This is a genomic window from Acidovorax sp. GW821-FHT09B03 (genome assembly GCF_059418305.1).
Genome location: NZ_JBWKPP010000003.1, coordinates 503967 through 522413, shown reverse-complemented (window position 1 = coordinate 522413; position 18447 = coordinate 503967). Strand labels below are relative to the sequence as shown.

General features: G+C 69.3%; 20 protein-coding genes. 15 read left to right on the top strand and 5 right to left on the bottom strand.

What is annotated here, in order from left to right:
* Positions 1-23 precede the first annotated feature (23 nt).
* Both pdxR and AC07PA_RS08855 read left to right on the top strand, forming a co-directional pair.
* Complete coding sequence (gene pdxR / locus AC07PA_RS08860; RefSeq protein WP_494609177.1) at positions 24-1514, top strand: MocR-like pyridoxine biosynthesis transcription factor PdxR; 1491 nt, start codon at positions 24-26, stop codon at positions 1512-1514.
* A gap of 112 nt (positions 1515-1626) precedes the next feature.
* Positions 1627-2694: an AbrB family transcriptional regulator gene (locus tag AC07PA_RS08855; protein WP_035202024.1), complete on the top strand. Its 1068-nt coding sequence runs from the start codon at positions 1627-1629 to the stop codon at positions 2692-2694.
* 17 nt (positions 2695-2711) lie between these two features.
* Here the strand turns inward: AC07PA_RS08855 and AC07PA_RS08850 are convergent, their stop codons facing one another.
* The 3 genes from AC07PA_RS08850 to AC07PA_RS08840 form a co-directional block, all read right to left on the bottom strand.
* Positions 2712-3008 carry a BTH_I0359 family protein gene (locus AC07PA_RS08850; protein WP_007848772.1) on the bottom strand — a complete coding sequence of 99 codons (297 nt, stop codon included), beginning with the start codon at positions 3006-3008 and terminating at the stop codon, positions 2712-2714.
* Between the two features lie 225 nt (positions 3009-3233).
* On the bottom strand, positions 3234-4373 hold the full coding sequence (locus AC07PA_RS08845; protein WP_494609178.1) for a DUF3108 domain-containing protein: 1140 nt from the start codon (positions 4371-4373) through the stop codon (positions 3234-3236).
* A gap of 19 nt (positions 4374-4392) precedes the next feature.
* Positions 4393-5175 carry an IclR family transcriptional regulator gene (locus AC07PA_RS08840; protein ID WP_007848775.1) on the bottom strand — a complete coding sequence of 261 codons (783 nt, stop codon included), beginning with the start codon at positions 5173-5175 and terminating at the stop codon, positions 4393-4395.
* 118 nt (positions 5176-5293) lie between these two features.
* Between AC07PA_RS08840 and AC07PA_RS08835 the strand changes: the two genes are divergently transcribed.
* The 7 genes from AC07PA_RS08835 (at position 5294) to AC07PA_RS08805 (ending at position 10638) form a co-directional block, all read left to right on the top strand.
* Positions 5294-6301 (top strand): fumarylacetoacetate hydrolase family protein, encoded by a 1008-nt coding sequence (locus AC07PA_RS08835; protein WP_494609179.1) that lies wholly within the window; start codon positions 5294-5296, stop codon positions 6299-6301.
* Positions 6301-7332 carry a TraB/GumN family protein gene (locus AC07PA_RS08830; RefSeq protein ID WP_494609180.1) on the top strand — a complete coding sequence of 344 codons (1032 nt, stop codon included), beginning with the start codon at positions 6301-6303 and terminating at the stop codon, positions 7330-7332. Before AC07PA_RS08835 ends, AC07PA_RS08830 begins: the two co-directional genes overlap by 1 nt.
* A gap of 57 nt (positions 7333-7389) precedes the next feature.
* A complete protein-coding gene (locus tag AC07PA_RS08825) occupies positions 7390-8367 on the top strand; it encodes a Bug family tripartite tricarboxylate transporter substrate binding protein (protein ID WP_494609252.1) in 978 nt (325 codons plus the stop codon).
* 105 nt (positions 8368-8472) lie between these two features.
* Positions 8473-8811 (top strand): DUF6176 family protein, encoded by a 339-nt coding sequence (locus tag AC07PA_RS08820; RefSeq protein WP_494609181.1) that lies wholly within the window; start codon positions 8473-8475, stop codon positions 8809-8811.
* A gap of 95 nt (positions 8812-8906) precedes the next feature.
* Positions 8907-9365: an SRPBCC family protein gene (locus AC07PA_RS08815; protein WP_145694900.1), complete on the top strand. Its 459-nt coding sequence runs from the start codon at positions 8907-8909 to the stop codon at positions 9363-9365.
* 98 nt (positions 9366-9463) lie between these two features.
* Positions 9464-10090, top strand: a complete 627-nt coding sequence (locus tag AC07PA_RS08810; RefSeq protein ID WP_007848784.1) for a LysE family translocator — start codon at positions 9464-9466, stop codon at positions 10088-10090.
* Positions 10091-10104: 14 nt separating this feature from the next.
* Entirely contained in the window at positions 10105-10638 is a 534-nt protein-coding gene (locus tag AC07PA_RS08805) for a GNAT family N-acetyltransferase (RefSeq protein WP_494609182.1), read from the top strand.
* A 384-nt stretch (positions 10639-11022) separates the two neighbouring features.
* On the opposite strand, the gene AC07PA_RS08800 is transcribed toward AC07PA_RS08805, so the two are convergent.
* A complete protein-coding gene (locus AC07PA_RS08800; RefSeq protein ID WP_494609183.1) occupies positions 11023-12069 on the bottom strand; it encodes a zinc-dependent alcohol dehydrogenase family protein in 1047 nt (348 codons plus the stop codon).
* 66 nt (positions 12070-12135) lie between these two features.
* On the opposite strand from AC07PA_RS08800, the gene AC07PA_RS08795 reads away from it, so the two are divergent.
* The 4 genes from AC07PA_RS08795 (at position 12136) to AC07PA_RS08780 (ending at position 15854) form a co-directional block, all read left to right on the top strand.
* Positions 12136-13062 carry a LysR family transcriptional regulator gene (locus tag AC07PA_RS08795; protein WP_494609184.1) on the top strand — a complete coding sequence of 309 codons (927 nt, stop codon included), beginning with the start codon at positions 12136-12138 and terminating at the stop codon, positions 13060-13062.
* Positions 13063-13131: 69 nt separating this feature from the next.
* Positions 13132-13860 (top strand): TetR/AcrR family transcriptional regulator, encoded by a 729-nt coding sequence (locus AC07PA_RS08790; protein WP_494609185.1) that lies wholly within the window; start codon positions 13132-13134, stop codon positions 13858-13860.
* 107 nt (positions 13861-13967) lie between these two features.
* Positions 13968-15131 (top strand): iron-containing alcohol dehydrogenase, encoded by a 1164-nt coding sequence (locus tag AC07PA_RS08785; RefSeq protein ID WP_494609186.1) that lies wholly within the window; start codon positions 13968-13970, stop codon positions 15129-15131.
* 39 nt (positions 15132-15170) lie between these two features.
* Positions 15171-15854 carry a type 1 glutamine amidotransferase domain-containing protein gene (locus AC07PA_RS08780; protein WP_494609187.1) on the top strand — a complete coding sequence of 228 codons (684 nt, stop codon included), beginning with the start codon at positions 15171-15173 and terminating at the stop codon, positions 15852-15854.
* Positions 15855-15887: 33 nt separating this feature from the next.
* On the opposite strand, the gene AC07PA_RS08775 is transcribed toward AC07PA_RS08780, so the two are convergent.
* Positions 15888-16790: a LysR family transcriptional regulator gene (locus AC07PA_RS08775; RefSeq protein WP_494609188.1), complete on the bottom strand. Its 903-nt coding sequence runs from the start codon at positions 16788-16790 to the stop codon at positions 15888-15890.
* A 184-nt stretch (positions 16791-16974) separates the two neighbouring features.
* Here AC07PA_RS08775 and AC07PA_RS08770 point away from each other — a divergent pair, with 184 nt between their 5' ends.
* Entirely contained in the window at positions 16975-17700 is a 726-nt protein-coding gene (locus AC07PA_RS08770) for a pirin family protein (RefSeq protein WP_494609189.1), read from the top strand.
* 49 nt (positions 17701-17749) lie between these two features.
* Entirely contained in the window at positions 17750-18403 is a 654-nt protein-coding gene (locus AC07PA_RS08765; RefSeq protein ID WP_494609190.1) for a hydrolase, read from the top strand.
* Positions 18404-18447 lie beyond the last annotated feature (44 nt).

Genomic DNA, 18447 nt, shown 5'->3' with positions numbered 1-18447 from the left:
ACGACGATTTTCAGGTGCCACGCATGACCGACGCTCTCGCCGAACCCCTGGTTCCCCAGACCCTGCTGGAGCAGGCGCTGGACCACAGCCCGGGCGCCGAGCCCCTGCGGCGCCAGCTGTTCCAGCGGCTGCGGCAGGCCATCCTGGACGGGCGGCTGGCCGCGGGCAGCCCGCTGCCCGGTTCGCGTGCATTGGCCGAGGCCCTGGCCCTCTCGCGCAACACGGTGACGGCCGCCTACGAGCACCTGCTGGCCGAGGGCTATGTGCAGTCGGACCGGCAGGGCACGCGGGTCGCCGCCTTGGTGCCCTCGGCCGCCGCAGCGCCCTGCGGCCAGGGGTCGGCAGCACCGGACCCCCGTACGGCGGCGCGCCTGGCGCGCATCCAGCCCAAGGCGCCGCGCCCGGGGCCGGCCCACTGGCTGAGCCCGGGCATGCCCGCCCTGTCGCAGTTTCCGCTGGCCGCCTGGCGCCGCGCGCTCGACCGGGCGTTGCGCGATGGCGGCCCTGCGGCTCTGGGCTATGGTGACCCACTGGGCGAGAGGGTGCTGCGCACCGCCATTGCGCGCCACCTGGCGCTGGCCCGGGGCGTGCGCTGCAGCGCAGAGCAGGTGGTGATCACCGAAGGCGCGCAGGAGGCCCTGGTGCTGTGCGTGCGCCTGCTCACCAACCCCGGCGACACGGCCTGGGTGGAAGACCCCGGCTACCGGGGCGCCCAATCGGCCCTGCATGGTGGCGATCTGCACACGCTGCCGCTGCGCGTGGATGCGCAGGGCCTGGTGGCCGGCGAAGCCGACTGGCGCGAGCGCACGCCGCGCCTGGTCTATACCTCGCCCTCGCACCAGTACCCGGGCGGGGCGGTGCTTTCGGTGGCACGGCGCCTGGCGCTGATGGAGCAGGCGCGCCGCCATGGCGCCTGGATCATCGAGGACGACTACGACAGCGAGTTCCGCCACACGGGCGAGCCCATCGCCGCGATGCAGGGGCTGGCCGATGGGGCGCCGGTGCTCTACGTGGGCACCTTCAGCAAGACTATGTTCCCTGCGCTGCGCATCGGCTTTCTGGTGCTGCCCGAAGCCTTGCTGGCTGCCGTGCGCCAGCCGTTGGCCGAAATGCTGCGCGGCGGCCAGCGGCATGCCCAGCTGGCGCTGGCGGACTTCATCGACAGCGGCCAGTTCAGCCGCCACCTGGGCCGCATGCGCCGCCTGTACCGCGAGCGCCAGCAGCAGCTGCGTGCCGCGCTGGCGCAGCATTTCGTGGTGCCGCATGGCATCGAGGGCGGGCACTGCGGCATGCACCTGCTGGTGCGCCTGCCGCCCGCTTACCCGGACCAGGCCATCGCCACCGCCGCGCGCGGGCACGGCATGGCGCCCGCGCCGCTGTCGGCCTTCGCCCTGCAGCCCCGGCCCGAGGACAACGGGCTGGTGCTGGGTTATGGCCACACGCCCGTGGAATTGTTCGCGCCGCTGGTGCAGCGGCTGTCGCTGCTGGCGCAGGCAGCCCAGCGGGATGGTTGAGGCGGCCGCCCCGCCCGCGTGGCTGGCGATGCCTGCCATGCCCTACGGGCAGTGGAGGGCTTTCGGGCACCTCTGTGGGCGCAAGCGATACTCGCGGGTCCCCGCCTTTCGTATGCGTACTTATTTCCAATTCGCCACCCGCGTGGTGCTGACCCTTGCCGTGGCATGGGCGGCAGCCGCTGCCTGCGTGGCCCTCAAGACCCCGCTGCCCTGGATGATCGGACCGCTGCTGGCCACCTCGCTGCTGTCCATCGCCGGCGCGCCCACCGAGAGCTGGGGCCCCCTGCGCAATGGGGGGCAGTGGACCATCGGCGCGGCCCTGGGCCTGTATTTCACGCCCCAGGTCATGGGCCTGGTGGCGGGGCTGTGGTGGGCGATCGCGCTGGGCATCGTCTGGGCGCTGGTGCTCGGCTGGCTGTTCGGTGCCTGGCTGTACCGGGTGCATGCGCCGCGCATGCACGGCGTACCGGCCAGCATGATGCGTGCGACCAGCTATTTCTCGGGCGCCATCGGCGCCGCGTCGGAGATGACCCTGCTGGCCGAGCGTGAGAACGCGCGCACCGACCTCGTGGCCGCCAGCCACAGTCTGCGCCTGCTGATCGTCACCGTGACCATTCCCTTCGCCCTGCAGTGGAGCGGGCTGCATGGCATCGACATCCTGCCGCCCGCCACGCGCGTGGTGGATTGGCCCGGCCTCGCCCTCATGGCGTTGCTCACCGGCGCGGGGGCCTTGGCCATGGACCGGCTGGGCCGCGCCAACCCCTGGTTCATGGGCGCGCTGGTGGTGTCCATGGGCTTTGCCATGGCGGGCATCACCTTCTCGGCCGTACCGCAGTGGCTGGTGAATGCCGCGCAGCTGGTGATCGGGGTCAGCCTGGGGGTGCGCTTTCGGGCGGATTTTCTGCGCACTGCGCCGCGCTGGCTGGCCAGCGTGGCCGTGGGAACCCTGGGGCTCATGGGCATCTGTGCGCTGTTCGCCGCCGTGCTGGCATGGGGCACGGGCCTGCCCTGGGTGACGCTGCTGCTGGGCACGTCGCCGGGTGGCATCACCGAGATGGCCATCACGGCCAAGGTGCTGCAGCTGGGCGTGCCGGTGGTCACGGCCTTCCAGGTGTGCCGGCTGATTGCGGTGTTGATCCTGGTAGAGCCGCTGTTCCGGCGGATCTACCCGGTGGAGTGAGCGCTGGCGTAGAGCGCTCAGTGCACCACGACGGGGTTCTGCGCCAGGCCCGCGTAGCGGTCCAGCGCATCTTCCACTTCTTCCTGCGTCGGAGTGTCGCGCTGCCAGGCCAGGATCTGCTGCTGGAACATCTCTGCCCACGACCCGTCCAGGTAGACCTCCTTGCCGGAGCGCTTGTCCACGATCTCGAAGCCATGGCGCGCCAGCTGGGGCTTGGGCGGTGCCGTGTCATTGAGCGCCTGGCCAACGGACTCCCGGGCGTCGGGCAGCATGTGGACCACCACAAAGGATTCGGAGTCGTAGAGCATGTGCATCGTGTTCCCTTTGTCGATATGAATGTCAGATGACAGCGGGTCGGCAGAGTTCAAGGCTTGTGGGCTGGCCCTGCGTGGTAACAGTATTTCACGAATTGTGCGAAGCGGTGGCCTCGCAGGGGTATTTCGCCGGGGGTGGGGGAGAACACAACACCTGTCGGGCCACTCTCCTACAACGCATCCGGCGATCAAGCGGTGCACGGCCGCGCCCGTGCTTACGGAGGCTCAGGGTTTGTCGCTACCGCGCAGCAGCAGGTCGGCGAAGTCGCCGTTGGACTGGGTGAGCTTGATGCGCGCCGGCAGGTAGCCCAGGCCCGGCGCCAGCCACAGCTCGGCCTTCTGGTCGTAGTCGCGCCGCGGCAGGCGCAGCAGCTTCAAGGTGGGGGTGGCGCCCACGGGCAGGTGCAGGGTTTCGGGGGCCTCGATGCTGAAGGTCCAGCGGTCGGCATTGCGCGCGCTCACGGTGGTCAACGTGATCTGCGTGCCCGGCGTGTAGCGGGCCGGGTCGGCCGCCAGCATGGCTGCGAGCTGGATGAACATGCTCAGCCGGTCCTGCGCGCCGGGGCCGATGGCAGCCTGCGGCGTGTTGGCGCTGAAGGTCACGCGGCCTTGCGCATAGTCGAAATGTGCGGCCTGCTCGCTGCGTGAGCGGTCCCCGAAACGCTCGGGCTGCAGTCCCTGGGCGCTCACCAGGCCGGTGCTGCGCTGGGTGCGCGAGCCAACGAGGAAGGCGCTCACTTCCTGGCGCGCCTCGTAGCGGCTGCCGTCGTGCTGCCACAGCAGCTCGGCCCGGGCCGTGTAGTCGAATTTCTTGGCCTGGCCCTTGACCTCGTAGGTCAGGCGCACGGGGGCCGGAATCTGCACCGGCGGCGCTGCGGCGCTGGCGTTCTGGCCCGTGCCGCTGCCGGGCGGAGCGATGTCGATGCCGGCCGCCGTGGGGTTCACCTCCGCAGGGGGGGGCGCGGGTGCGGCCGGTGCAGATGCGGCAGCCACGGCGGCAGAGGCCGCGGGCTCGGGCGGGGCAGGGGGGGCGGCCGTTGCGGGCGCTGCCGCCACCTGCATGGCCGGGTCGGAGGAGGGCACGGCTTCTGGCGTCGTCGCGGGTGGCTCGGCGGGGGCCGCCTCGGCAACCGGTGTGGCGCGTGGGGGGCGCTTGCGTGGCGCGGGTGCCGGTGCGGCGGGTGGCGGAGCCGGGGCGGCCGACGGTGCCGCCATGGGCGCAGGCGCCGCCGTGATGGTGCGCGTGCTGAACACCTGGCCCGTGGGTGCCGCCGGGCTGTCCCACACCAGGGGCACGCCCCTGAGCAGCAGCCAGTGCAGCGCCAGCACCAGCGCGGTGAGGGCAATCAGCGTGCGCCGTGGCATCAGCGCGGCAGCCCCGGCATCAGACCGCGCCCGCGCCCAGGTCGCGCGAAAGCTGGGCCGCCGCCGCGCGCAGCGGGGCGTCGATGGCGCCGCCCCACTCGGGGTCGAAGGTGGCGACCGAGCCCAGCGTGGTGATGCCCAGCTCCAGGTGGCCGTCGGCATCGAACACCGGGGCGCAGAAGCCCACGATGCCGGGCAGCAGGGTGTCCACCACGCGCGCCGCGCCGCGCTCGCGCACCTCGGCCAGCACGGCCTGCACCTCGGCCATGGTGGTGGGCAGGTCGGTGCGGCGCATCTTGCTGGCGCGGGCGAGTTCTTCCTTGAGCAGGGGGGCGGCGACCTCCGGCGGCAGGTGGGCGGCGAAGCAGCGGCCAGTGGCCGAGGCCAGCAAGGGCATCACGTCGCCCAGCCGCAGGTTGGCGGTGACGGCCTGGGCCGACTCCTCCCAGTGCACGATGGTGGGGCCATGGTTGCCCCAGACGGCCAGGGCCAGCGTGTGGTTGATGCTCTCCATCAGCGCCGGCATGCGTTCACGCGCCAGGCGCACCGCGTCCAGGCGTGCCAGCGACGCCAGGCCGAGCTTGAGCGCCGCGGGCCCCAGGTCGTAGCGTGCGGTGCGGCTGTCCTGGGTCACCAGGCCCAGGCGCTGAAAGCTCACGAGGTAGCGGTGGGCCTTGGCGGCGCTCATGCCGGCAGACGCGGCCAGGTCCTTGAGCATGAGCGGCCCGCGGGCGCGCGTGAGGCCCTCCAGCAGCGCAAAGCCGACCTCCACGGACTGGATACCTGCACGTTCTTTGTCCATGTGCACTAAAATTCTCTGGTTTTGTTTAGTTAAATCAATTTACCCAAGCGTAATTCATGCCCGACGTGTACTGTGCCGTCGGCACCACCGCTGTTCCAGAGACAAGAGGCCTTCACCCATGAAACTTGCTACCTACAAAGACGGCTCGCGCGACGGCCAACTGGTCGTCGTCTCGCGCGACCTGGGCATGGCCCATTATGCGACCGGCATCGCCAGCAAGCTGCAGCAGGTGCTGGACGACTGGGGCTTCCTTTCGCCCCAGCTGCAGGACCTGTACGACCAGCTCAACGCCGGCCGTGCGCGCCACGCCTTCCCGTTCGACCCGGCCCAGTGCATGGCCCCGCTGCCGCGCGCCTACCAATGGGCCGACGGCTCGGCCTACATCAACCACGTGGAGCTGGTGCGCAAGGCGCGCAACGCCGAGGTGCCCGAGAGCTTCTACACCGACCCGCTGATGTACCAGGGCGGCAGCGACGACTTCATCGGCCCCTGCGATGACGTGGTGGTGCCCAGCGAAGCCATGGGCATCGACTTCGAGGCCGAGATCGCCGTCATCACCGGCGACGTGAAGATGGGCACCACGCCCGAGCAGGCCCTGGACGGCATCCGCCTGGTGATGGTCGCCAACGACGTGAGCCTGCGCAACCTGATCCCGGCCGAACTGGCCAAGGGCTTCGGCTTCTTCCAGAGCAAGCCGGCCACCGCCTTCAGCCCCGTGGCGGTGACGCTCGACGAGCTGGGCGACGCCTGGAACCAGGGCCGCCTGGACCTGGTGGTGCAGTCCACCTGGAACGGCCGCAAGGTCGGCATGTGCGATGCCGGCCCCGAGATGACCTTCCACTTCGGCCAGTTGATCGCCCACGTGGCCAAGACGCGCAACGTGCGCGCCGGCTCCATCATCGGCAGCGGCACCGTGAGCAACAAGGGCGTGGAGCAGAACGGCCGCACCGAGTGGCCCAAGGGCTACAGCTGCATCGCCGAAAAGCGCTGCATCGAGACCATCCAGGACGGCAAGCCCAGCACCGAGTTCATGAAGTTCGGCGACACCATCCGCATCGAGGTCAAGGGCAAGGACGGCGCCAGCATTTTCGGCGCCATCGACCAGGCGATCACGGAGCCGGTCTGATGCCTGGGGCCACCTGGCGAGCCCTTGCGCGGCAGCTGCGTGCAGGCACGGCGTGCGTGGCCCTGGCCATTCCGGCGCTGGCTGCGCAGGCACAGGGCAAGGCCGATCCGGCCCCCGCCTGCCCACCCGCCGCCACCCCCATCGGCCCTGCCGATGCCGAGGCCGCCCGACGCGACGACCGCGACCGCGGCCTGCTCTGGCGCATCGAGAAGGATGGCCACACCAGTTGGCTCTACGGCACGATCCATGCCGCCGAGCGCGGCTGGGTGCTGCCCGGCCCTGCGGTGCGCGAGGCCTTGCGCCGCGCCGACCGCATTGCGCTGGAGGTGGACCTGATGGACCCGGCGATCGCCGGTGGGCTGGCCGCCGCCGTCATGCCTGGCCCCAACACGCCCCCCTTGCCCGAACCCCTGGCCAGGCGCTTGCGCGTGCAGAGCGAAGCGCTGTGCGCCGATGCCTCCCTGGCGCGCCTGCGGCCCGAGATCCAGCTCGTGTCGCTGGTCGGCCTGGCCGCGCGCACCACGGGCATCGACCCGGCCTATGGCATCGATCTGTTCCTCGCGGGTTTGGCGCGCGCCATGGACAAGAAGGTCGTCTCGCTGGAGTCGGCCGAGGCGCAGATCGCGCTGCTGGTTTCGGACGATCCGGCCAAGGTGGCCCGCACGCTGGACGAGGGCCTGAGGCAACTCGAAGGCGGGCAGGCCCGCAAGATCATCGCCACGCTTACGCGCGCCTGGGCCGAGGGCCGACTCGAGACCCTGCGCGACTATGGCGACTGGTGCGATTGCCTGAAGACGGCCGAGGACCGCGCCGACTTCGCGCGCATCGTGGACGGGCGCAACCCCGCCCTGGCCAACGGCATCGCCGCCCAGCATGCGGCGGGCCATTCGGTGTTCGCGGCCGTGGGCGTGCTGCACATGGTGGGCGTCCAGGGCCTGCCCGCGTTGATGGAGTCCAGGGGCTTTCGCGTGACGCGCGTACCCCATGCCCTGCCCGGGGCCAGGGCCGACAGGCCATCGACGGCGCGCTAGCGAGCCGCCGCGTTCCCCTCTTTCTTTTTTCTATCCATCATGGAGACAAGCATGACCCTGCAACGCCGCACCGTTCTTTCCGCCCTGGCTGCCGCCGGAGCGTCCGCCGCAGCCCCTTGGGCCCAGGCCCAGGCCGCCTGGCCCGACCAGCCGCTGCGCTGGGTCGTGCCCTACCCGGCCGGCGGCGGCACCGACGTGCTGGCGCGCACCGTGGCCGAGGCCATGCGCCAGACCCTGGGCCAGCAGATCGTGGTGGACAACCGCCCCGGCGCGGCCACCAACATCGGCGCGCAGATGGTGGCCACGGCCAAGCCGGACGGCAACACCTTCATGTCGGCCGACAACGCCGTGCTGGCCTTCAACGAGCACCTGTTCACCAAGCTGCCGTTCAATCCCGAGAAAGACTTCACCTACGTGGGTGGCATCAGCCGCTTTCCGCTAGCGCTGGTGGTGCACCCATCCTTCGAGGCCAGGACGCTCAAGGAGTTCCTGACCTACGCGCGGGCCAATCCCGGCAAGCTCAACTACGCATCGCCCGGCAACGGCTCGCCGCACCACCTGGCGATGGAGATGTTCAAGAACCGCACCAAGACCTTCCTCACGCACATCCCCTACCGCGGCGCAGCGCCCGCGCTGCAGGACGTGATGGGCGGCCAGGTGCCCTGCATGTTCCTGGACCTGGCCGCCGGCCTGCCCGTGATCACCTCGGGCAAGGTGCGCGCCCTGGCCATCGGCTCGGCCAAGCGCGTCTCGGCACTGCCCGACGTGCCCACCCTGGCCGAAGCCGGCGTGCCCAACACCGAGGTCTATGCCTTCCAGGGCATCCTCGGCCCTGCGGGCCTGCCGGCTGCGATCACCGCGCGCCTGAACGGCGACCTCAACAAGGCGCTGGCCAACCCCGCGGTGCTCAAGCGCATGACCGATTTCGGCATGGAGCCGCTGCCCGGCACGCCCGAGCAGTTCCGCGCCATGGCCCGCGCCGAATCCAAGCGCTGGGGCGAAATCATCAAGGCCGCTGGCGTGAAACTCGACTGAGTGGTCTTCACCGGGGCTCTCTGCCCCCGGTGCCAAAGGGTTGCCATCGCCGGGTGCACCGGCGATAGTGGCCCTTTTTTTCATGGCGCCAGCCGCCCAGCATCCATGACCCCGACCGAAGACGTCGTCTGCGCCCGCATCCAGCTCCAGCCGGATTCCCTGCCCAGGGTGCGCGCGTGGGCGGAGCATCTGCGCGCCCACCGAAACGAGGCCTTGCAGACCCTGGCGGCCGAGGGCGTGACGGTGGAGTCGGTGTTCCTCGACGCGGGGCCCGAGGGCGACTTCCTCGTCTACTACATGCGCTCGGGCTCGCAGCAGCGGGCGCAGGAGGTGGCGGCGCGGTCCGTGGCGGCCATCGATGCCTACCACCGCGCCTTCAAGCGGGACACCTGGGCACAGGTGCGGCGGCTGGATTTGCTGCTGGACCTTGCACGCACACCATGACCTCGGGTTTCCCCTGGTCTGAGCCGTGTCGATATCCGCCATGGTTGAACGTCGCAGGTTCTAGAGGGCCGTCCTCTGCTTCATAGGCACCAACCATGACCACCACCACCGGCACCGTTCGTCTCCACCGCGTCATCCGCTCCACGCCCGACCGCATCTACCGCGCCTTCCTCACGCCGCAGGCCCTGGTCAAGTGGCTGCCGCCGCACGGCTTCACGGCCGAGGTGCACGCGCTCGACGCCCGCGTGGGTGGTGCATACCGCATGTCGTTCACCAACCACGGGGCGGGCGGCAGCCATTCGTTCGGTGGCACCTACCTGGAGCTGGTACCGGGCGAGCGCCTGCGCTACAACGCGCGCTTCGACGATGCCAACCTGCCCGGCGAGATGACCACCACGGTCACGCTGACGCCGGTGTCCTGCGGCACCGAGATGAGCGTGGTGCAGGAAGGCATTCCCGCCGTGATCCCCGCAGAGTCGTGCTACCTGGGCTGGCAGGAGTCGCTGACCCTGCTGCTCCAGCTGGTCGAGCCCGATATCCCGGCTGGGTACTGAGCGGCCGCTTGCTGCCGTCCAGGCGGGCGGCAGGCTTTTTGACATACTGGCGCTTTGCGTGGCCCGTGATGGGGCATGCGTCCCAAGGAGCCAACCCCATGTCCCTCGAAGTCTGGTTCGCCTTCGTCGCCGCCTGTGCGGTGATGCTCATCATTCCCGGTCCCACCATCCTCACGGTGATCAGCTATTCCATGGCCCACGGGCGCCGTGCCAACGTGCCGCTGGTCGCGGCCGTGGCGCTCGGTGACTCGACGGCGCTCGCCGTGTCGCTGCTGGGCCTGGGCACGCTGCTGGCCACCTCGGCCTTCTGGTTCACGGTCATCAAGTGGGCCGGCGGCCTGTACCTGCTGTACCTGGCCTTCAAGATGCTGCGCGCCGGCGTGGGCGTGGCCGAACTGGCCGCGCCCAAGGCCCCAGGCTCGCGCTGGAAACTGTTCGCCAACACCTACCTGGTCACGGCGCTCAACCCCAAGGGCATCGTGTTCTTCGTGGCGTTCTTGCCGCAGTTCATCCGCCCCGGTGCACCCATCGCCCAGCAGCTGTGGATTCTGGCCGCGACCTTCGTCACGCTGGCGGCGCTCAATGCCACGGCCTACGCCGTGTTCGCCGGTTCGGCCAGCCGGCTGCTGGCCTCGCCGCGTGCGCAGCGCCGCTTCAACCTCGCCGGGGGCTCTCTGCTGGGGGCTGCGGGCCTGTGGGCACTGATGGCGCGTCGCCCGGCCTGAGCGCGAGGAGTGCAGTGACCGGCTTTCGCTTTGACCTGCTGCGCGCGCAGGACCTGCCCCTGCTGCATGGCTGGCTGCTGCAGCCCCATGTCGCGCAGTGGTGGGAGCCGCCCGAGAGCATCGACGAGTTGCACGCGGACCTGGTAGCGGAGCAGGGCGCCCCTGGCGCCACGCTGGCCTATATCGCTTCGCTCGATGGAGCCCCCATCGGCTTCATCCAGTCCTATGTCGCCATGGGCTCGGGCGATGGCTGGTGGGAGGACGTCACCGACCCCGGCGTGCGCGGCATCGACCAGTTCCTCGCACATGCCGACCAGGTGAACCAGGGCATCGGCCGCGCGATGGTGCGGGCCTTCGTCCACCAACTGCTGGCCGACCCGACGGTGACCCTGGTGCAGACCGACCCGCGCCCGGACAATGCGCGCGCCATCCGCTGCTACACCCATGCGGGCTTTTGGCCGGTGGGGGAGGTCGTCACCCCGGATGGTGCGGCGTTGCTGATGCATTGCAATGCGCTATCGCTGCAGGGCTGTGCGAATGCCACCTGATACGCATTGCCCCGAGCCTCCTCCTTCCTCCTCTTCGGAGCCCAAGGCGTCAGGAGGGACTGCGCTGCTGTTCTTGCGAACTATCGCCTTTTTCGCTGGCATCGTGGGCTTGATGATTGCCTTGATGTACTACTCCGCAGTATGTCTGTATCCAAGTGATCAGAGATTTGATGTCTGGCGCTTTGTGGCGATGTGGCTTCGAGAGCTTTTGATCGTTGGTTTCGCTGGGGCGGCGCTCATCGCGTGTGTAGTTGTCAGCATCATTTCCGGGGTGCGCAGGTTGCGGAAGACAGATTCCGATCTCAAGAGCGCGCAGGCCGGCCTAGCAGCGCAACCCGAAAGCCCGCCAAGCAACTGACCTCGGATTGACTGCCTCTGTGTGCGTCAGAACCGCACCACCACCTTGCCGAAGGCGCCGCGTTCCAGGTGCGCAAAGGCCTCGGGCACCTGGTCGGAGCCGTACTCGGCCGCCACCACGGGCTGCAGCGCGTTCGCGTCGATGGCGCGCACCATGTCCTCCAGCGCGCGCCGGTGGCCCACGCTCAGGCCCTGGATGGTCGCGCGGCTGCGGATGGCGTGGTAGGCCGAACCGCTGATTTCGCCTCCCGCCAGCACGCCGATCACCGACAGCCGGCCGCCCTGCGCCAGCGCCTCCAGCGAGCGGCCCAGGTTGGCGCCGCCCACGGTTTCCAGCACCTGGTCGGCACCGCGGCCGCCCGTGAGTTCGCGCACGGCAGCGGGCCAGTCCGCGTCGCGCGCCAGCACATGGCTGGCGCCCAGCGCCAGGGCCTTGTCGCGCTTGTCCTTGGCACCCGAGACGACGATGGCCTGCGCCCCATGCATGCGGGCGAACTGCAGGCCGAACAGCGCAACGCCACCCGTGCCGTGGATCAGCACCGTCTGGCCGGCGCGCAGCGACCCCTGTTCGACCAGTGCGAACCAGGCCGTGAGCGCGGCGCAGGGCAGGGTGCTGGCCTGTGCCGCGCTGAGGGTGCGGGGCGCGGCCACGGCCCACTGGGCATCGAGCAGCACGTGCGAGGCCAGCGTGCCGGGGCCCGGGCCTCCCAGGGCAAACGCCTCGGGCGGCATGGCGCCATCGAGCCAGCCGGCCATGAAGGTGCTGATCACGCGCTCTCCGCCACGCCAGCGTGTGACGCCGTCGCCCACGGACAGCACCGTGCCGGCGAGGTCGGACCCCGGCACGAAGGGCAGCGGCGGCGTCCAGCCGTAGGCGTTGTCGGTGACCATCAGGTCGCGGTAGTTCAGCGAGGCGGCTTCCACGCGCACCAGGATCTGGCCCGGGCCGGGTTGGGGCACGGGCGCCTCGGCCCGCTGCAGGTGCTGGCGGCCGAAGTCGGTGATCTGCCAGCGGTGGGGAAGGGTGGTGTCTGCCATGTCGGATGCCTTGCGGTTCATGAAGAGATGGGTCATGCTATTGGCTATCTTCATTCCGTAGTGAAGCCGTTTATTCCGATAAATAGCGACTGAAAAGAACCAATGAGCGAACGCCTAGCAGGCATCGAAGCCTTCGTCGCGGCCGTCGAGGCTGGCAATTTCGCGCTGGCCGCGCAGCGCCTGCAGCTCACGCGATCGGCCGTGGGCAAGGCGGTGGCGCGGCTGGAAGAGCGCCTGGGCACGCGCCTGTTCCATCGCACCACGCGCAGCCAGAGCCTCACCGAGAATGGCCAGGCCTACTACGAGCGCTGCCGCCGCGCGCTCGACGAACTCGATGCGGCCGATGCTGCGCTCGAAGCCGGGCGGCTCGTGCCCAGTGGCCGCGTGCGCATCACGGCGCCCGAGCTGATCGGCCGCGTGCGCCTGGCACCGCTGCTCATGGAGCTCGGTCAGCGCCATCCCCAGCTGGCGTTCGAGCTGGCCTTCAGCGACCGGCGCATCGACCTGGTCGAGGAGGGCATCGACCTGGCCGTGCGCAGCGGCCCGCTGGGCGACAGCGCGGCGCTGGTTGCGCGACCGCTCGGCCACCAGTGGATGGGTGTGTATGCTTCGCCGGCCTACCTGGCGGCCCATGGCCGGCCGGCGGACATGCAGGCACTGGTTGCCGAGCCGGCGGCGCACAGCTTTGTCGGCTATGCACGCGAGACCGGGCCGCACCCCTGGCAATTCAACGACGCTGCGGGGCGTGTGATCGACTTCATCGCGCCTTCGCGTTTTCACTTCAGCTGCAACAGCCTGGAGGTCGCGGCCATGGCCGCCATGCAGGGCGTGGGCCTGGCACGCCTGCCTGCCTGGCTGGTGGCCGATGCCGTGGCCGAGGGCCGGCTGCAGAAGGTGCTGCAGGAGCCGCAGCCCTTTGGCTACGCGCTCAGCGCGGTATGGCCGCAGGCGCGGGCGCTGCCGCTGAAGACGCGGGTGGTCATCGACATGCTGGTCGAGCGCCTGCCGTCGTTGCTCGACGCACGCTGACCCTGCTGCCGGCAGGGTCGGCGCGCCAGGGGACTAGACGACCGGTCTAATCGGCGCACAATAGCCCCCGTGACCACCGACCAACCCTCCGCCAAGACCCACATCCTTCGCTGTGGCGAGCGCCTCATTGCCGCCAAGGGCTTTGTGGGCGTGGGGCTGGCCGAGATCCTGGCGGCGGCCGGTGTGCCCAAGGGATCGTTCTACCATTACTTCAGCTCCAAGGAGCGCTTCGGCGAGGCCCTGCTGGCCAGCTACATGGAGCGCTACCTGGCGCACCTCGAGCAGATGCTGGCGCCCGATGGCCAGCCCGCCCGTGTGCGGCTGATGCGCTACTGGGCCTACTGGAACGTATCGCAGTGCGGGGTGGACGGCCCGGCCTGCGATGCCGGTGCCGGCGAAGGCAGCAAGTGCCTGGTCGTCAAGCTCAGCGCCGAGGTGGCCGACATGTCGGACACCATGCGCATCGCCCTGCGCGATGGCACCACGCAGATCGTCGCGCGGCTCGCCCGCTGCCTGGGCGAGGCCGTGCAGGACGGCTCGGTGCCGGCCGCCACGGACCCCGAGGCCATGGCGCTCACGCTCTACGAAATGTGGCTGGGCGCTAGCCTGCTGGCCAAGCTGCGGCGCGATGGCTCATCGTTCGAGCATGCGCTGCGCGCCACGGATGCCTTGCTGGGCGGCGCGGATCCCAGGCCCGGTGCTCCATCGGCGCCGGCCAGGCCGCAAGTCGCACATGCGCAGGGAGGCCGGGCGGCGCCTCGCGCGGGCAAAGGCAAGGCGCCGCGTCTGTCCGCCTGAAAGCAGTCGTTTCAGTACCTCGCGGTGCCCATTTGAATAACTAGCCGACCGGTCTACTTCGATCGAATTCCTTTCCACCCTTCACCACCACAACCCACGGAACCCCCATGCTCAACTTCGATTTCCACAACCCGACCCACATCGCCTTCGGCAAGGACCGCATTGCCGACCTCGCCACCCTGGTGCCCGCCGCGGCCAAGGTGCTCATCCTGGTGGGCGGCGCCAGCGCCGAGAAGACCGGCACGCTGGCCGAGGTGCGCACGGCACTCGGCGCACGCCAGCACGCCACCTTCAGCGGCATCGAGCCCAACCCGAGCTACGAGACCTCGATGAAGGCCGTGGCGCAGATCAAGGGCGGCGGCTTCGATTTCCTGCTCGCCGTGGGCGGCGGCTCGGTGATCGACGCGGTGAAGTTCATCGCCGCGGCCGTGCAGTTCGACGGCGGCGATCCCTGGGCCATCCTGGAGCAGCATGGCCGCAACGTCACCGGCGCGCTGCCCTTCGGCTCGGTGCTCACCTTGCCGGCCACGGGCTCGGAGATGAACAACGGCGGCGTCATCACGCACCGTGCCAAGGGCGCCAAGCTGGCCTTCGGCAGCAAGCACACCTACCCGGTGTTCTCGGTGCTGGACCCGACCAAGACCTATACCCTGCCGCCGCAGCAACTGGCCAATGGCGTGGTCGATGCCTTCGTGCACACGGTGGAGCAGTACCTGACCTACCCGGTGGACGGCGCGGTGCAGGACCGGTTCGCCGAAGGCATTTTGCAGACGCTGATCGAGGTGGGCCCGCGCATCCTGGCCGCGCCCGAGCCGGTGTACGCCGACCGCGCCAACCTGATGTGGACGGCCACCCTGGCGCTCAACGGCCTGATCGGCGCCGGCGTGCCGCAGGACTGGGCCACACACATGATCGGCCACGAACTGACCGCCCTGCACGGCATCGACCATGCGCGCACGCTGGCGGTGGTGCTGCCCTCGCTGCTCGATGCGCAGCGCGCGACCAAGGCTGCCAAGCTGCTGCAGTACGGCGAGCGGGTCTGGGGCATCCGCAGCGGCACCGACGACGAGCGCATCGACGCCACGATTGCCGCCACGCGCGACTTCTTCGAGCGCATGGGCATTCCCACACGCCTGTCGGCCTACGGCGTGGGCGCGGACAGCGTGGCCAAGCTGGTGGCGCAGCTCGAAGCGCACGGCATGGTCACGCTGGGTGAACACCGCGACGTGACGCTGGCGGTGAGCCGCCGCGTGCTCGAAGCGGCACTGTAAGAACCTTCCACTCCACCCACCACCCCTGAAAGCCACACCATGACGAAAAAGATCCTGATGGTCCTGACCTCGCACGACCGGCTCGGCGACACCGGCAAGAAGACGGGCTTCTGGCTCGAAGAGTTTGCCGCGCCGTATTACGTGTTCAAGGATGCGGGCGTGCAGATCACGCTGGCCTCGCCCCAGGGCGGCCAGCCGCCGCTGGACCCCAAGAGCGACGACCCCAGCGCACAGACCGACGCCACGCGCCGCTTCAAGGCAGACACTGACGCGCAGCGCGTGCTGGCGAACACCGTGGCGCTGGCCAGCGTGCGCGCAGAGGACTTCGACGCCGTGTTCTACCCCGGCGGCCACGGCCCGCTGTGGGACCTGGCCGAGGATGCGCTGTCGATCGCGCTCATCGAGAAGACCTTTGCCGCAGGCAAGCCCCTGGCCCTGGTCTGCCATGCCCCGGGCGTGCTGCGCCACGCCAAGGCACCGGACGGCAAGCACCTGGTCGACGGCAAGAAGGTCACCGGCTTCACCAACACCGAGGAAGAGGCCGTGCAACTGACCAAAGTGGTCCCCTTCCTCGTGGAAGACATGCTCAAGGCCGCGGGCGGCCAGTACGCCAAGGGGGCCGACTGGGCGCCCTACGTGCTGACCGATGGCAACCTGATCACCGGGCAGAACCCGGCCTCCTCGGAGCAGGGCGCGCACGCCGTGCTGCAGCAACTGGGCTGAAGCCAGGCCCCCGGGGCCTGGGCCCCGGCCAGATCAGTGCGGCAGGATTCCCGGCAGCAGCGGCCGGGCCAGCCGCTGGCGCCACCACTTGAGCGCCTCGCCCATGTGCTCGGGCTTCCAGGCCAGCCAGAAGGTCTCGTCGGCCCGGGGCTCCTGCACCACCAGCTCCACCAGGATGCCGGTCTGGAGCTCGTGGAGCACGCAGGCGCGCGGCACGAAGCCGTGGCCCAGGCCCGCGCTCTGACAGGCGATCTTGGCCGCCATGGAGGGCACGGTGATGCGCCGCTGCCCTGCCAGCAGGCCCACCGTGCGGTCCGACAGCGAGCGCGCGCCATCGCCCACCACCACGGCGGTGTGCTCCAGCAGGTCGTTGCGGGCCAGCGGGCGCTGCAGTTGCGCCAGCGGGTGCGTGGCCGTCACGCAGAAGGCGAATTCCAGGCTGCCCACGGCCACCGCCTTGTAACCCCCGCCAGCCGGGCCTTCGCCCGCCGCCACGATGATGTCGGCGCGGCCTTCGCGCAGCGCCTCCCAGGTGCCGGTGAGGGCCTCGCAGCCAATGCGCAGGCGCGTGCCGCAGTTCAGGTCCTCGAAGGCGCAGATGTCGTCGTTGAAGGCGCTGGTGGGGATCAGCGAGTCGTGCACCAGGCGCAGTTCCGACTCGAAGCCCGTGGCGATCTGGCGCATGCGCGATTCCAGGTGGCCGGCCGCCACCAGCAGCCAACGCCCTTCCTTGAGCATCTCCTGCCCCGCAGGCGTGAGCGTGACGCGCGGGCCGTTGCGCGTGAACAGGGCAAAGCCCAGCTGTTCCTCCAGCTTGCCCACGGCATAGGAGATGGTGGACGGCACCTTGTGCAGTTGCTCGGACGCACCCGCGAAGGAGCCGTGCCGGGCAATGGCATCCACGAGTTCGATGGCGTCGAGGGTCAGTTTCAGCATGGTCAGGCGGGTGAAATTTTCATCATCGAAATTATCGATCATGGAGCCTTTGATGTTTCAACCTAAGGCCCCCTCTGCGGCAAGATACTTCCTTCACCCGAGCACTGCAGCTCTATGACAACTGCCAGATGGCAGGACAGGAGTTCAGTGTGAACCCCATCGAATCTGAAGAAAGGACACCACCATGCTCGACATCCGCAAAGCCCACCAACGCGGCAACGCCAACCACGGCTGGCTGCATTCGCGCCACACCTTTTCGTTCGGCCACTACCGCGACCTCAAGCAGCAAGGCTTTTCGGACCTGCTGGTGATCAACGACGACCGCGTCGCCCCCTCCAAGGGCTTCGGCACCCACGGCCACCGCGACATGGAAATCTTCTCCTACGTGCTTGAAGGCGCGCTGGAGCACAAGGACTCCATGGGCACGGGCTCGGTCATCCGCCCCGGCGACGTGCAGATGATGAGCGCCGGCACCGGCGTGGAGCACAGCGAGTTCAACCACTCGGGTGACGAAGCCGTGCACTTCCTGCAGATCTGGCTCGTGCCCGGTGTGCGCGGTGCCGCACCGCGCTACCAGCAGGTGCACTTCAGCGAGGCCGACAAGCGTGGCCGCCTGCGCCAGATCATCTCGCCCGAAGGCGCGGACGGCTCCCTGGCCGTGAACCAGGACGCCCGGGTCTATGCCGGTCTGTTCGATGGCGATGAATGGGCCACGCTGGACGTGGCTGCCGACCGCCATGTGTATGTGCACGTGGCCCGCGGCAGCCTCACGGTCAACGGCGAGCGCCTGTCCGAAGGCGACGGGGCCCGCATCCGCGAGCCCAGGGAGCTGCGCTTTGCCGACGGTGAGCAGGCCGAGGTGCTGGTGTTCGACCTGCGCCCCAACGAGCTGCCCGTGATGCCCCGCTGAGTTCGCTTTCTTTTTTCAAGCCATTTTTTTCAATTTCCAGGAAATTCCCATGACGCCCATCGCCAAGCCCACCGCCGGTTCCACGCTGCTCACCCCGAACGACCACACCCTGGTGATGATCGACTTCCAGTCGCAGATGGCCTTTGCCACGCATTCCATCGACGCGATCACGCTGCGCTCCAACGCCGGCCTGGTGGCCAGCGCAGCGGCCGGCTTCCAGGTGCCGACCATCCTCACCACCGTGGCCGAAAAGAGCTTTTCGGGCCCCATGTTCGAGGAAGTCACGGCCCCCTTCCCCGGCCAGGCGCTGCTGGACCGCACTTCCATGAACACCTGGGAGGATGCCGCGGTGATCGATCGCATCAATGCCATCGGCAAGCCGCGCATCGTGCTGGCCGGCCTGTGGACCAGCGTCTGCATCGTCGGGCCGGCCCTGTCGGCACTGGACCAGGGCTTCGAGGCCTACGTGATCGCCGACGCCAGCGGCGACATCTCCACCGAGGCCCACAACCGCGCCATGGAGCGCATGGTGCAGGCCGGTGCACGGCCCATCACCGCGCTGCAGTACCTGCTGGAGCTGCAACGCGACTGGGCCCGCACGGAGACCTATGACATGACGACGGGCATCGCCAAGAAGTTCGGCGGGGGCTACGGTCTTGGCATCACCTACGCCAAGACCATGTTCAACGCCCACGAAGGCTGAGCGCGGCTGATAAAACTCTTCTGGCGTCGTTGCTGCGTCTTGTC

Bases quoted from the DNA above. Each gene is read 5' to 3' on its own strand.
- pdxR (WP_494609177.1), top strand. From the start codon at position 24: ATGACCGACGCTCTCGCCGAACCCCTGGTTCCCCAGACCCTGCTGGAG.
- AC07PA_RS08855 (WP_035202024.1), top strand. From the start codon at position 1,627: ATGCGTACTTATTTCCAATTCGCCACCCGCGTGGTGCTGACCCTTGCC.
- AC07PA_RS08850 (WP_007848772.1), bottom strand. From the start codon at position 3,008: ATGCACATGCTCTACGACTCCGAATCCTTTGTGGTGGTCCACATGCTG.
- AC07PA_RS08845 (WP_494609178.1), bottom strand. From the start codon at position 4,373: ATGCCACGGCGCACGCTGATTGCCCTCACCGCGCTGGTGCTGGCGCTG.
- AC07PA_RS08840 (WP_007848775.1), bottom strand. From the start codon at position 5,175: ATGGACAAAGAACGTGCAGGTATCCAGTCCGTGGAGGTCGGCTTTGCG.
- AC07PA_RS08835 (WP_494609179.1), top strand. From the start codon at position 5,294: ATGAAACTTGCTACCTACAAAGACGGCTCGCGCGACGGCCAACTGGTC.
- AC07PA_RS08830 (WP_494609180.1), top strand. From the start codon at position 6,301: ATGCCTGGGGCCACCTGGCGAGCCCTTGCGCGGCAGCTGCGTGCAGGC.
- AC07PA_RS08820 (WP_494609181.1), top strand. From the start codon at position 8,473: ATGACCCCGACCGAAGACGTCGTCTGCGCCCGCATCCAGCTCCAGCCG.
- AC07PA_RS08815 (WP_145694900.1), top strand. From the start codon at position 8,907: ATGACCACCACCACCGGCACCGTTCGTCTCCACCGCGTCATCCGCTCC.
- AC07PA_RS08810 (WP_007848784.1), top strand. From the start codon at position 9,464: ATGTCCCTCGAAGTCTGGTTCGCCTTCGTCGCCGCCTGTGCGGTGATG.
- AC07PA_RS08800 (WP_494609183.1), bottom strand. From the start codon at position 12,069: ATGACCCATCTCTTCATGAACCGCAAGGCATCCGACATGGCAGACACC.
- AC07PA_RS08795 (WP_494609184.1), top strand. From the start codon at position 12,136: ATGAGCGAACGCCTAGCAGGCATCGAAGCCTTCGTCGCGGCCGTCGAG.
- AC07PA_RS08785 (WP_494609186.1), top strand. From the start codon at position 13,968: ATGCTCAACTTCGATTTCCACAACCCGACCCACATCGCCTTCGGCAAG.
- AC07PA_RS08780 (WP_494609187.1), top strand. From the start codon at position 15,171: ATGACGAAAAAGATCCTGATGGTCCTGACCTCGCACGACCGGCTCGGC.
- AC07PA_RS08775 (WP_494609188.1), bottom strand. From the start codon at position 16,790: ATGCTGAAACTGACCCTCGACGCCATCGAACTCGTGGATGCCATTGCC.
- AC07PA_RS08770 (WP_494609189.1), top strand. From the start codon at position 16,975: ATGCTCGACATCCGCAAAGCCCACCAACGCGGCAACGCCAACCACGGC.
- AC07PA_RS08765 (WP_494609190.1), top strand. From the start codon at position 17,750: ATGACGCCCATCGCCAAGCCCACCGCCGGTTCCACGCTGCTCACCCCG.